Below are 13021 nucleotides of genomic sequence, written 5' to 3'. Positions count from 1 at the left end.
ATCACCTCTATGAGTCTAATAGAGATGATCTCTTTTGACAAGAGTATTTCTGTGGACAATCCTCCAAAACCTGTAAATAAAGTAACTTAAGGTTCAGATCCTTCAAATTCTTACGCTTAAAAGGATTTAAGTAAGTTTGCTGTTTCAATAGCTGTCATAGCAGCGTCAAACCCTTTATTTCCAGCTTTAGTTCCTGCTCTTTCAATCGCTTGTTCGATACTATCCGTAGCTATAACTCCAAAAATCACAGGAACACCAGTCTGTAGGCCTACCTGGGCAATTCCTTTACTGACTTCATTGCTGACAAGATCAAAATGAGGGGTAGCTCCTCGAATAACAGCACCTAAGCAAATTATGACATCATAACGTTTAGAATTGGCCATTTTTTGAGCTACAAGTGGAATTTCGAAGGCGCCTGGTACCCAGGTGAGTTCAATATCATCGTCCAGACAACCATGTCTGCGCAGAGCGTCCATGGCACCTCCGACTAATTTACTTGTGATAAATTCGTTAAATCGTGCAGCAATAATTCCGACTCTAAGTCCTTGGGCTAATAGATTTCCTTCATATGTTTTCATAGGAACTTCCCTTCTCTACAATTATTTTTACCTTATTAATGATCCTCAAATCTACTATTGAACACTTGTTAAATAATGCCCCATTTTTTGTTTCTTAGTGCATAGATATTTTGAATTTTCGGGTTTGCACACAGTTTCGAGAGGGACGCGTTGTACAACATTTAAGCCATACCCCTCGAGACCTACTATTTTACGGGGGTTATTGGTCATTAAACGTACTTTGGATATTCCCAGGTCTGCTAAAATTTGTGCTCCTACACCATAATCACGCAAGTCTTCTTGAAAGCCTAAAGCAAGGTTGGCTTCAACTGTGTCTTTGCCTTCTTCTTGAAGTTTATAGGCCTTAAGTTTATTCAATAATCCAATTCCTCGGCCTTCTTGGCGCATATAGAGTAACACACCGCGACCTTCGCGTTCAATATCTTCCAAAGCACGACTAAGTTGATCTCCACAGTCACAACGCCTAGAATGGAAAACATCTCCAGTAAGGCATTCTGAGTGAACTCTGACGAGCACAGGAGCACCATCATCAACAGTTCCTTTAACGATTGCTAAATGTTCTTTCTGATCAATAATACTAAGATAACCTACGGCGTTAAAGTCTCCGAATTCTGTCGGAAGATGGATGCTTTCCACCCTTTCAATAAGTTTTTCTGATTGGCGACGATAACTAATCAGGTCTTTCAAGGTAATTAGTTTTAGATTATGCTTAGCCACAAAAAGAAACAAATCGGGTACTCTAGCCATGGTTCCGTCTTCATTCATAATCTCACAAATCAGGCCTGCCGGCTGAAGTCCAGCAAGTCGCGCTAAATCCACGGAACCTTCAGTGTGCCCAGCACGAACTAAAACTCCACCCTCTCTAGCTTTAAGTGGAAAGATGTGTCCTGGACGATGTAATTTGCTGGGTTCACTCTCGGGATCTGCTAAAATTTTAACGGTTGCAGCACGTTCAAAGGCGGATATCCCAGTGGTACTTGTGACAGCATCGACACTGACGGTAAAGGCTGTTTCGTGTGGATCTGTATTGTTAGTGACCATCGGTTCAAGTTGTAAAGCCCGAATACGATCCCCAGTCATCGGAACACAAATTAGCCCTCTTCCATAAGTCGCCATGAAGTTGATTGCTTCCGGGGTTGCCATTTCGGCAGCCATGACAAGGTCCCCTTCATTCTCTCGATCCTCATCGTCTACCATGACAATCATTTTACCTTGTCGAATATCTTCCAAGGCTTCCTCAACAGTATTAAATGGCATGTCCTTCACTCCTTTAATAATTTTCTTCGATTTGTAGATTACCTCAAATAAAACCATGTTCAGCTAAAAAGCCTAAGGAAAGATCTTTTTTCATTTTATCTGAGTCCTTGTTCATTCCCATAAATCGTGCGACATATTTGCCGATCAGATCTGTTTCAAGGTTAACACTTGCTCCAATGCTCTTTAGTCCCAATGTGGTCTGATCAAAGGTATGAGGAATAAGAGAAACTGTAAAGAAATCGGATTCCACATCAATGACGGTCAAAGAAATGCCGTCAATGGCTACGGATCCCTTAGGCAACAGAAAAGGCAGTAGGGTAGGAGGGGCGTTGATTTCATAGACTAGAGCAATGCCTACTGGGGATATACGACGTATTGTACCAACGCCATCAACATGCCCACTGACCAAATGCCCACCTAATCGAGTTTGAAGTTGTAACGCTCGTTCTAAATTAACTTGGCTACCACCTTTAAGCTCAGCCAGATTAGTTTTTGCCAACGTTTCAGCCATCACATCCACTGTAAAATCGCGATCGCTCTGCCGAATTACCGTTAAGCAAACTCCGTTGACTGAGATGCTATCTCCTATCTGAGTTCCCGTTAGTACCTTTTTGGCTTCGAGTGTAAGCTGCCCCGATTCTGGTAAGAGGCGAAGGCCGCGGACAGTACCCAGTTCTTCCACAATTCCGGTAAACAAGACTATCCCTCCTTGATGCAGCTTGGCTAAAGTGATTTATAATATGCCTAATAGTCACTTTCGCGGAGATATCCAGTAACATGTAGATCGCCCATTTCCATATCAACTTGCACGTTATCCAGTGTCAAGGCCTCTGCCATACGCTGGATATGTAAACCTGATAGGGGAGAGGGACCATGCCCGCCAACTAGTTTTGGCGCAATGAAAAATTCGACTTTGTCAATACAGGACTCATTAATCAGTGATCCTGCCAATCTGCCGCCCCCTTCTAATAAGACACTAGTCCAACCGCGACGGACGAGATCCATTAATAGTTCTTTGAGGGGGACATACCTCGAAGTGTCATATTGCCAGACCTCAACCAGTTCATGAGCACGTTGCAAAGAATCTACCTTATCCTTTGAAGCTGCAAGAGTTGTGGCAATGATGCAAGGGCTTTGTTGGGAAGCGGAAAGAATCTGAGCAGTTTCTGGTAAGCGTAATTGTCCGTCGACAATGACCCGCACAGGGTCTTTGCCCCCTGGAAGTCGACAGGTGAGTTGGGGATTATCTTGAATAACTGTTTCACTTCCCACCAAAATGACATCATAGTGATCACGGAGTTGGTGAACATAATGGCGGGATTTTTCCGAACTAACCCAGCGAGAATCTCCTGTCTCTGTAGCAATTTTGCCATCTAAGGTCATAGCAGATTTATATAAGACAAAGGGTAAGCCGGTCGTTATTGCTTTAATAAAGACTTCATTAACTAGGGTGGCTTCTTGGTTCAGGAGACCAACGTCTACCTGAATTCCAGAGTTACGTAAACGATCGATACCGCGACCTGCTACGATAGGATTTGGATCTCTCATGGCAACGACAACACGTTTAATCTCGGCTTTGATCAGGGCGTCAGCACAAGGTGGTGTTCGGCCAAAATGGGAACAAGGTTCTAAGGTCACATAAGCCGTAGCGCCACAAGCCTGATCTCCTGCTGCTGTAAGAGCATGAACTTCAGCGTGAGGGGAACCAGCCTTATGGTGATATCCCTCTCCTACGATTTGGTCATCCTTGACAATCACACATCCTACCAGAGGATTCGGACTGGTTCTACCGACAGCTTTAACCGCTAGCTCAAGTGCTCTTTTCATAAATTTTTGGTCGTGTAAATTTGAAGGACTCGATTTAAGCATAGGATTCCTTTCTTAAACTAGATTTAGTGTATCCAAAAAAAGAATTAGTAAAAAATAAAAAACACCTGTTCTAACTCCAGGTGTTGATCATAAAGTCACAGCTCAAAAAAAGCGCTCAAACGCTTAAATTTGCTGTTCCTCTTCTCATCCAGACTTTACTGTCGGCCCCGGAATTGACACCGGGTCTGCCTTACGGCTCGCGGGCTTTACCGCCGGTAGGGAATTTCACCCAACCCCAGAGGAATATTACGGATTATTAAATTTCCTATAGTTTACTCCAGGTTGTAGATTTTCGCAACCCTATATTTTTCCGTGCAAGGCAAGGAATTCTTCTCGTAATAAACCCATCAGAATAGCGTCATGGTAGTTTCCTAGTACGTAACGAGCCTCACGTTGACGGCCTTCAATTACAAAACCAATTTTTTCATAAGCCTTAATGGCTCGGATGTTCTGATCCCAAGTATCCAGAGATATTCGGTGAAAATTCCACTGGTTAAAGAGGTAGCGCGCAAAGGTGATTACGGCATCTGTACCATAGCCTTTGCCCCAATATTTTTTATCCCCAATAACAACAAAGAGCGCAACCGAGCGAGCAGGGATATTGATTTCTTTAAAGCCTATGGTTCCAATCAGTTGTTCGTTTTCATCTAAAATTATATAGCGGTGGATATCGGGAGACCCGTCAAGAAACTTTACCGCAAGTTGATCTTTGTTTTGTAGCGTATTCAAGGGCCAAGCCCCACTAGACCATAAATTCACCTCTTGATCATTGTACCATTGATAGATTGCGTCAAGATCATCTTCTTCTATCGGGCGAATGGAGGCTTTAAGACCATTTAGCATCAAGCAGAACTCCTTAGTAATAGTTAGTATGATTCATGAGACTTATTTTAGCATTGATTTTAGGCAAAAATCAAACTGGAAAAAAACAAGGCCTTACGCTATTTCAACTGTGGTAAGAATTAAAAGAGGTCTAAATCTATTCACTCTCCTAAAAAGCGGATAAATTCAGACCTTTTTGCATATATGGTCGGGGCGACGGGATTCGAACCCACGGCCTCTTGGTCCCGAACCAAGCACGCTACCAAACTGCGCCACGCCCCGAAGTATTAGAACGAACTTCATATTACCAAACCGAGGTAATCCTGTCAACCCAAATTGGTTATTTGTACGAACTAAAAGAACCGGAAATAGCTATTGATTTGATTTAAAAAGATTTGTAACTAAAACAATATTAAATGAATGACAATTCATTGCCAAACTTATAAATATATTGTAGAATATCTTATAATTAATTTTTCAAAATATTAAGTTATGTTGTAGGAAATACCATAATATTGTCAGAATATTTGTTATCTAATAAGTTATTAACCTTAATTAATTTATGAATTATTGTTTATTTAGCTCTAGATTGCTACATGTTTTATTTTCATATATACTTTATACAAGCTATCGTATAAAAAAACCCTTAATAGGTTCTTATCTAGAGGGAGAGAAGAAAATGGGGAAAATTGGAATTGTCGTGGATTCTACTGGATATCTTTCTAAGGAAATTCTGGAGCAATTAAAGATTCGTGTCGTACCCCTTAATGTTAATATTGGTGATGAAACGTTTTCGGAAACAGAACTAACCAATCAGATTTATTTTGAAAAACTAAGTCATATCTCCGGTTTGTCGACAACCTCACAACCTTCCGTTGGCACATTCTTGGAAACCTATAATTCAATGTTTTCAGAAGGCGTTGAGGATATTGTAAGCATTCATATTTCTGCGGCGATCAGTGGAACAATCCAGTCAGCTCTGATGGCGAAAGAACAGGCTTCCAGTCCGAATATTCACATCTTTGATTCAAGGTCTTCTGCTTTGGGTCTTGGTGTACTTGCTTGGGCAGCAGCAGAATGGGCAGAGCAAGGGTTAAGTAGTTCAGATATCATGGCGCAGCTTAAAATTCTTAATCAACAGACAGAATTATATTTTATAGTCAATACGCTTGAAAATTTACGTAAAGGAGGACGGATTGGTGGTGCAGCTTCACTAGTTGGAACTTTACTTCAAATAAAGCCGATTCTTTACTTTAATCAAAACGCACAAATCGATGTCTTTGATAAAGTGCGGTCGCGTTCTAAGGCGTGGCAACGGGTACTTGACGAATTAAATCGTGCCTTAGCTTCAGGAAAACGTTACCGTATTTGTGTTATGCACGTTAATATACCTGAAGACGGAGAAACCCTACTTAAAGAACTTAAGGTTCGATTTCCAGAACATGAAGTTCGTTTATTTGAAGCCGGAGCCGTTATTGCTACTCATGTCGGACCTGGAGCATTTGGTCTCACGTTTCACCCTTGGCCTGTTATATAAAACTATCTTTTTTTGCTGAAGTTGCTTGCCTCAGCGTTAAGATTATGATCACTTAGTGAGTTCTATAAGTGCTCACTTTCCCGAAGAGAAAACTGAAAATTTTTAATACCCAGACAAGAACGGAAAAAAGATTCTCTTAAAAAGGAAAACTTAGTTTTCTAACGAATAATAATCTCATAGAGGGTTAAGCACATACGAAATTATGCGTTATTGCATTTTAAATTGACTCAGTAAGGTTTGTTTATTTAATTAGAATATTAAATATATTCTGAAAATTTGATTAATATCCATTTACTATTTGTGAATGTTAACTCATTACCTTATAATTTTAAATTATTCTTGAAAAACTGAAAAATTAGTCAACAAATTTTAAACTTTGGCAGGATTTTTAAAACAAAAAAAGAATAGGTTATATCAAGGGGAGATTAGATTGCAGGAGAAGTCTCATAAATATCAATCTAGAAGGAGTTGAGGCATGTTGAAAATAGCAATCTCTGGTAAAGGTGGGGTTGGTAAAACTACCTTTGCAGCCAATCTTGCTCACTGGCTCTCGCAAAAAGGGATCACTGTTTTAGCAGTGGATGCTGATCCAGATGCCAGCCTTGGGACGATCCTAGGTCTCTCTGAGGACGTTCTCTCAGATCTTAAACCGATCGTCGACATGAAAGAACTTATTGAAGCCAGAATGGGTGGAAGTGGAACTTATTACCCACTTAATCCTCAGGTTGACGATATACTCGATGATTACAGCATTTCAATGGGTACGATTCGTTTTTTCCGGATGGGCAATATCAAAGGGGGAGGAACCTCCTGTTATTGTAAGGAAAATAGTTTTCTTCAAGCCTTGGTCAATTCATTGATTCTTGGAGAACAAGATACTGTGATTTTAGATATGGGGGCAGGGATTGAACAGCTTACTCGTGGTACTGCCTTAGGGGTTGATATTCTAGTCATTGTCACTGAACCCTCTAAAGTTAGTGTCCAAACAGTAAGAGTTATTCAAAAACTGGCGCTTGAGTTGGGAATTCCACGTGTGGTTGTGGTAGGTAATAAAGTACGCAATTCTAAAGATGAAATTTTTCTTAGAGACCACTTTCCTTCAGAACAGCTAATCGGTATTATCCCTTACAGTGACGAGCTGTTGGAAATGTCTATTAATTCAGGCAGTGACGAGTTGCCTGGTGGGTCTCTGGGAGTTATTATTAATACCATTTATCAAAAAATCATCGATGAAGGGAGATGACAGAGGTTTTCGTAAGTAGAGATGTGAGTATTAGTATGAGACGAGATCTTAATAAAGAGGAGGGTGTAATATGCCTAGATATCGGGATTTAACCCATACTGCCCGACCATCCGACGCACCGCGAGTCGTTGACCCTAAGAATCCCATTCGTACTACCGACCCTGGCGCACTTCAAATGTTAAAATTGATTGAGGATAGAAAGATTGAGACGGTTTATGACCGTGTAGTTGCTCAACAACCACAATGTGCCTTTGGATATAAAGGAATATGTTGCCGAATTTGTATTGCTGGTCCCTGTCGTGTGAAAAAAGAGGATGGTCCTGGCAGTCGAGGAATTTGCGGAGCATCCGCTTACACGATTGTCTCTCGTAATCTTGTTCGATATATTGCTGGGGGTACGGCGTCCCACTCTGAGCACGCTCGCCATATTCTTCATACCGCACATGCTTTAGTTGAGGGACATGCCGATGATTATGAAATAAAATCGTCCGCAAAGCTCATGAAATTAGCTCAGGATTTAGGGGTTGCCACTCTAGACCGTGAGGAAAAAGAAATCCTTAGAGATGTAGTAGAGATCGGGTATTCTGATTTCGGTCGTTACCAAGATCGACCACTGGCCTTTTTGGATGCTTTTTTGACAGAGGGACGACGCAGAAAGTTTAAACACACCAACATTATGCCAAGAGCTATTGACGGTACTGTCACAGAACTTTTAGCTCAAACGGCCATGGGCGTTGACAGCGATCCAGTAAATATCATTTTTGGTGGACTTAAAGCTGCTCTCGCCGACTTAGGTGGAGAATATATCGGCACAACGCTGAGTGACGTTTTGTTTGGCATCCCTGAACCCATCGTCTCTGAAGCCAATCTGGGAGTAATTAACCCGAAAATGGTTAATATTGCTGTTCACGGACACAATCCAGTGTTGAGTGAAATGGTCGTTGCTGCTGCCCGGAAAATGAAAGCGGAAGCCGAGAAAGTTGGAGCTGAGGGAATCAATATCGTGGGAATCTGCTGTACTGGTAATGAGCTGTTGATGCGTGAAGGCGTCTATCTGGCAACTTCTTCAGCATCCCAAGAAATGGCGATTATGACGGGTGCTTTAGATGCGATGGTGGTTGATATTCAGTGTATTTATCCCTCCGTGCAAACCGTGGCTGAATGTTTCCATACTAAAGTTGTAACAACCGAAGCTATTATGAAGATCCCCAACGCTCAACACATCTCCTTCAATACGGAAACAGCTATGGAAGATGCCAAAAAGCTAATTGCTATAGCTATTGAAGCTTATAAACATAGGGATCCTAAGAAGATTTCTATTCCTACTGAACGTCATAAGCTTGTTGCTGGCTTCAGCTTGGAAGCATTGAAGGAAATCTTCTCAAAAATTAACCCTGATCGACCGATCTCAGTACTAACGGATGCTATTCAGAGTGGACAGATTAAAGGGGTCGCTCTCATGGCTGGTTGTAACAATCTCAAACGATTACAAGACGAGTCCCATATTACAGTTTTAAAAGAACTCGTCAAAAATGACGTTTTTGTAATTGCCACTGGCTGTTCCTCGGGCGCCTTTGCAAAATTTGGACTCATGTCTCCGTTGGCAGTGGATACCTATGCTGGCGAAGGTCTTAAATCCTTCATTCAAACATTAGAAGCTGCAAATCCAGAATTATCAACAGGTTTACCGTTAGTCTTCCATGTTGGCTCCTGTGTCGATAACAGCCGCGGGATCGATTTAGCCATGGCTATGGCTAATGAACTCGGTGTCGATGTACCAAAAGTTCCTTTTGTGGCATCTGCTCCAGAAGCTATGCATGAAAAGGCAGTCGCTATCGGAAGTTGGGCAGTGACAATGGGACTACCAGTCCATGTTGGCTCCATGCCTCCCGTTGAAGGAAGCGACCTTGTCTATGGTATTACGACTCAAATCGCTCATGACGTCTTTGGCGGAAACTTTATCTTTGAAGTTGATCCAGTGCTTGGCGCTCAAAAGCTTATCAATGCTCTAGAATATAGAACTTGGAAGCTAAATGTTCATCAAAAGACTGCGGAAAAAAATAATACGGCAATAGCCCAAGGTTGGTAAGAAAGGAGGAATGTTTATGTCTATGGAGGAAATTTACGCAGACGCAATTAAGGACCCCAGCAATCAACCCAAAAAACTCTTGCGTAGAGTTTACGATGGCACCATAATTGCTATGACTTATGCAGAAATCCTATTAAATCGGGCTCTTAAAGACTTTGGAAGCGAGCAAATTATTGGTTATCCGGATACCGCTTATCATCTACCAGTTATCGCCTGTCTTTCTGGTGAAAAGGTTACTAAACTGGGTGAGTTAGTTCCAATTTTAAATCGCATGCGTAGTCAAATTCGTACAGATCTTACCTTTGATAACGCCAGGCTTTGGGGTGAATCCGTCCTTTATGCCGCGGAAGTCATTGAGACCCTTAATTATCTACGGGGGGAAGAACCCAAAGTTAAACCTTGGACTGGATTCTTAGGTGACCCGATTGTACGGAAACACGGGATTAAAATGGTTGACTGGACAATTCCTGGTGTTGCTGTTATTCTCGGTCGTGCCAAAGACTCTCAAGCTGCCAAGAAAATCGTCGATAATCTGATGGGTAAAGGCTTTATGATCTTCCTTTGCGATGAGATCATCGAACAATTGCTTGAAGAAAACGTTAAAATTGGGGAAGACTATATAGCGTTCCCACTAGGAAACTTTACTCAAATTATTCATGCTGTGAACTATGCGTTCCGTGCAGGACTCGCTTTCGGTGGAATTCCAGCTGGAGAACGAGAAAATCATCGTGATTATCAGCGTCGTCGGATTCGGGCTTTCGTTTTAAATTTTGGTGAGTTAGATGATGTTAAACTAGCTGCTTCAATGGGCGCAATTTTCATGGGCTTCCCAGTCTTTACGGATCAGGTACTCAGTGATGATATGCAAATCCCTGATTGGTACATTTCTGAGCCTGATTATGAGAAGATCGTTCCGTTGGCAATGGAAGTTCGCGGAATTAAATTAACCAACATTGAAATTCCAATTCCGGTAAACTTCGGTCCTGCTTTTGAGGGAGAATCCATCCGCAAAGCAGAAACCTACGTGGAATTCGGTGGTGGACGTTCTACCGCCTTTGAACTTGTACAGTCAGTTGGCCCTGATGAAGTCGTTGACGGTCAGGTCACGGTTATTGGGCCTGAAATCGATAGTGTTCCAGAAGGGTCCAGACTCCCCTTGGGAATCAAGATTGACATATACGGACGTAAGATGCAGGACGATTTTGAAGGAGTTTTGGAGCGTCGAATCCATTACTTTGCCAACTATGGAGAGGGTGTCTGGCACGTTGCTCAGCGTGATTTGTGCTGGGTACGGATTTCCAAAGATGCTAGAGCGAAAGGTTTCTTAATTAAGCACCTAGGTGAACTCCTGTTGGCGAAGTTAAAACAAGAATTCCCAGCCATCGTTGACCGTGTTCAAGTAACTCTTATTACTGACCAGGTCGCAGTTGAGGAAGGTCTCGTCAAAGCACGCGAACGATATCGTGCTCGTGACGATCGGATGAGGAGCTTAACAGATGAGTCTGTCGAAGACTTCTATTCCTGTTTACTTTGTCAATCCTTTGCACCAAACCATGTTTGTATTGTTACCCCTGAACGGGTTGGCTTGTGCGGTGCAGTGAGCTGGTTAGATGCCAAGGCGTCTTATGAGATCTCACCTAACGGACCAAACCAACCTATTCCTAAAGGGCCAGCAATTGATGAGTTAAAAGGTATGTGGCAAAGTACAAACGACTATTTATTTAAGGCTTCGAACAACACCTTAGAAGAGGTTAATCTCTATACTCTCATGGATAAACCCATGACCTCTTGCGGTTGCTTTGAGGCTATCATGGCCATCGTTCCTGAAGCAAATGGTCTCATGCTGACGACTCGTGAACATTCAGGAATGACCCCTTGCGGTATGACATTCTCCTCACTAGCAGGAACCTGCGGTGGTGGAATGCAAACTCCAGGATTCATGGGAATTGGCAGAACTTATCTACTCAGTAAAAAATTCATTCCTGCTGACGGTGGACTTGCGCGTATCGTCTGGATGCCAAAAGAACTCAAAGAATTTTTGCGTGAGGACTTTATTCAACGATCCATCGATGAAGGTTTAGGAGCAGACTTCATAGACAAGATTGCGGACGAGTCTGTCGGCACCACTGTAGAGGAAATCGTACCCTTCCTTGAGGAAAATGGACATCCTTGCTTTGCCCTTGAATCACTAATGTAATTGACCCACTAGACGACAAGGCCCTAACGGTACATCTCCAAGGGCCTTGCCAGTCTGTATTATTGGCCTATATCGATTAGAAAGGGGATTTAAAATGGCTCTTACAGGTTTAGAAATCTATAAACAACTACCCAAGAAAAACTGCGGAGAATGTGGCGTACCAACTTGCCTAGCCTTTGCTATGGCATTAGCTTCAGGAAAAGCAGCTCTAGACGCTTGCCCGTATGTGACTGATGCTTCCCGAGAGAATTTGGATTCGGCTGCTGCCCCTCCAATCAAAGCCATAAAATTTGGTAAAGAGTCTGTTCTCGGAGATGAAACAGTCCTTTTCCGTCATGATAAGACGTTTTATCACCCAACCACGTTGCTAATTCAGGTCTCTGATACCCTAAATGATGAGGAATTGAATGCTAAAATCGCAGAGATCAAGGGCTTAGAATTCGAGCGTGTTGGTCTCCAATACACCATAGATGGAGTGGCTATAATACATGAATCGGGAGACGCTGCCCGTTTTGCTAAGGTAGCTGCTACTGTAGCTGAAGCAACAGAAAAATCATTGCTCTTGTTAAGCAGTGATGCTGGAGCTTTGAAAGTTGCCCTTGAGCCGTTGGCATCCCGTAAACCCCTAATCGGAGCGGCAACTGCTGATAATTATGAAGCTATGGTCAACCTGGCTAAAGATAACTCCGTTCCTGTTATTATTAAGGCAGATGGCTTGAATGCTCTCGAAGAACTCGTCGTTAAAGCTACAGCCTTGGGCTATAAAGAATTCGTCTTAGATCCTGGTGCCAGGACTCCAGTCCAGACTTTAGCAAATCTTACCCATATACGACGTTTAGCTATTAAGAAAAAATTCCGGCCCTTCGGCTATCCAGTCATTGCTTTCACAAGCAATACAGAGCCAATGGAAGAAGTCATGGAGGCCACTGTTTATGTGGCTAAATATGCCAGCGCTGTTGTCTTGAAAACCAGCAAGAAGGCTCACGTTTTACCACTTATGACCTTAAGACAGAACATATATACTGATCCGCAGAAACCGATTCAAGTTGAGCCTAAACTGCATTCTGTAGGGAATGTCAATGAGAACTCACCATTTTACATTACGACAAACTTCTCCTTAACCTACTATAGTGTCGAAGGTGAAGTAGAAACCTCCAAGATTCCAAGCTACATTCTACCGATCGATACTGACGGAACCTCTGTTCTCACAGCTTATGCTGCTGGTAAATTTGAACCAGAGAAAATCGTCGAAGCGATGGTGGCTTGTGGTATTGCCGATAAGGTAAAACACCGTAATGTTATTATTCCAGGCTATGTTGCTGTTATTTCAGGTAAACTTTCTGAACTATCTGGCTGGAAAGCAGTTGTAGGACCACGGGAGTCTAGCGGAATTGTTTCTTTCTCGAAATCCTTAACTTAATTTTTAGTG

The 13021-nt window shown here is 42.3% G+C and carries 10 protein-coding genes, 1 tRNA gene and 1 riboswitch; of the genes, 5 read left to right on the top strand and 6 right to left on the bottom strand.

Annotated features, from left to right (window positions below):
- Positions 1-116: 116 nt before the first annotated feature.
- The 6 genes from ribH to ACYQ3Q_RS02275 form a co-directional block, all read right to left on the bottom strand.
- Positions 117-578: a 6,7-dimethyl-8-ribityllumazine synthase gene (ribH, locus tag ACYQ3Q_RS02300; protein WP_034145876.1), complete on the bottom strand. Its 462-nt coding sequence runs from the start codon at positions 576-578 to the stop codon at positions 117-119.
- Between the two features lie 54 nt (positions 579-632).
- Positions 633-1835: a bifunctional 3,4-dihydroxy-2-butanone-4-phosphate synthase/GTP cyclohydrolase II gene (locus ACYQ3Q_RS02295; protein ID WP_459927045.1), complete on the bottom strand. Its 1203-nt coding sequence runs from the start codon at positions 1833-1835 to the stop codon at positions 633-635.
- A gap of 43 nt (positions 1836-1878) precedes the next feature.
- The gene (locus ACYQ3Q_RS02290) at positions 1879-2532 is read right to left on the bottom strand and encodes a riboflavin synthase (RefSeq protein WP_459927044.1); all 654 of its coding nucleotides are present in this window, start codon (positions 2530-2532) and stop codon (positions 1879-1881) included.
- Positions 2533-2579: 47 nt separating this feature from the next.
- Positions 2580-3704 carry a bifunctional diaminohydroxyphosphoribosylaminopyrimidine deaminase/5-amino-6-(5-phosphoribosylamino)uracil reductase RibD gene (gene ribD / locus ACYQ3Q_RS02285; RefSeq protein WP_459927043.1) on the bottom strand — a complete coding sequence of 375 codons (1125 nt, stop codon included), beginning with the start codon at positions 3702-3704 and terminating at the stop codon, positions 2580-2582.
- A 132-nt stretch (positions 3705-3836) separates the two neighbouring features.
- Positions 3837-3951: riboswitch (FMN riboswitch) on the bottom strand.
- Between the two features lie 53 nt (positions 3952-4004).
- A complete protein-coding gene (locus ACYQ3Q_RS02280) occupies positions 4005-4547 on the bottom strand; it encodes a GNAT family N-acetyltransferase (RefSeq protein WP_459927042.1) in 543 nt (180 codons plus the stop codon).
- Between the two features lie 184 nt (positions 4548-4731).
- Positions 4732-4808, bottom strand: a tRNA-Pro gene (locus tag ACYQ3Q_RS02275).
- A 397-nt stretch (positions 4809-5205) separates the two neighbouring features.
- Between ACYQ3Q_RS02275 and ACYQ3Q_RS02270 the strand changes: the two genes are divergently transcribed.
- The 5 genes from ACYQ3Q_RS02270 to acsC all read left to right on the top strand — a co-directional run bounded on the left by ACYQ3Q_RS02270 (position 5206) and on the right by acsC (position 13012).
- Positions 5206-6063, top strand: a complete 858-nt coding sequence (locus tag ACYQ3Q_RS02270) for a DegV family protein (protein ID WP_459927041.1) — start codon at positions 5206-5208, stop codon at positions 6061-6063.
- A gap of 478 nt (positions 6064-6541) precedes the next feature.
- Complete coding sequence (locus tag ACYQ3Q_RS02265) at positions 6542-7306, top strand: ATP-binding protein (RefSeq protein WP_459927188.1); 765 nt, start codon at positions 6542-6544, stop codon at positions 7304-7306.
- A gap of 70 nt (positions 7307-7376) precedes the next feature.
- Positions 7377-9395 (top strand): anaerobic carbon-monoxide dehydrogenase catalytic subunit, encoded by a 2019-nt coding sequence (gene cooS, locus ACYQ3Q_RS02260; protein ID WP_459927040.1) that lies wholly within the window; start codon positions 7377-7379, stop codon positions 9393-9395.
- Between the two features lie 16 nt (positions 9396-9411).
- Positions 9412-11592, top strand: a complete 2181-nt coding sequence (gene acsB / locus ACYQ3Q_RS02255) for an acetyl-CoA decarbonylase/synthase complex subunit alpha/beta (RefSeq protein ID WP_459927039.1) — start codon at positions 9412-9414, stop codon at positions 11590-11592.
- Between the two features lie 94 nt (positions 11593-11686).
- The gene (gene acsC, locus ACYQ3Q_RS02250; protein WP_459927038.1) at positions 11687-13012 is read left to right on the top strand and encodes an acetyl-CoA decarbonylase/synthase complex subunit gamma; all 1326 of its coding nucleotides are present in this window, start codon (positions 11687-11689) and stop codon (positions 13010-13012) included.
- The last annotated feature ends 9 nt before the right edge of the window (positions 13013-13021 follow it).

The organism is Desulfosporosinus burensis, assembly GCF_054657535.1.
The sequence above is the reverse complement of the archived record's forward strand: the minus strand, read 5'-3'. Positions and strand labels throughout refer to the sequence as shown.

Bases quoted from the DNA above. Each gene is read 5' to 3' on its own strand.
- ribH (WP_034145876.1), bottom strand. From the start codon at position 578: ATGAAAACATATGAAGGAAATCTATTAGCCCAAGGACTTAGAGTCGGA.
- ACYQ3Q_RS02295 (WP_459927045.1), bottom strand. From the start codon at position 1,835: ATGCCATTTAATACTGTTGAGGAAGCCTTGGAAGATATTCGACAAGGT.
- ribD (WP_459927043.1), bottom strand. From the start codon at position 3,704: ATGCTTAAATCGAGTCCTTCAAATTTACACGACCAAAAATTTATGAAA.
- ACYQ3Q_RS02280 (WP_459927042.1), bottom strand. From the start codon at position 4,547: ATGCTAAATGGTCTTAAAGCCTCCATTCGCCCGATAGAAGAAGATGAT.
- ACYQ3Q_RS02270 (WP_459927041.1), top strand. From the start codon at position 5,206: ATGGGGAAAATTGGAATTGTCGTGGATTCTACTGGATATCTTTCTAAG.
- cooS (WP_459927040.1), top strand. From the start codon at position 7,377: ATGCCTAGATATCGGGATTTAACCCATACTGCCCGACCATCCGACGCA.
- acsB (WP_459927039.1), top strand. From the start codon at position 9,412: ATGTCTATGGAGGAAATTTACGCAGACGCAATTAAGGACCCCAGCAAT.
- acsC (WP_459927038.1), top strand. From the start codon at position 11,687: ATGGCTCTTACAGGTTTAGAAATCTATAAACAACTACCCAAGAAAAAC.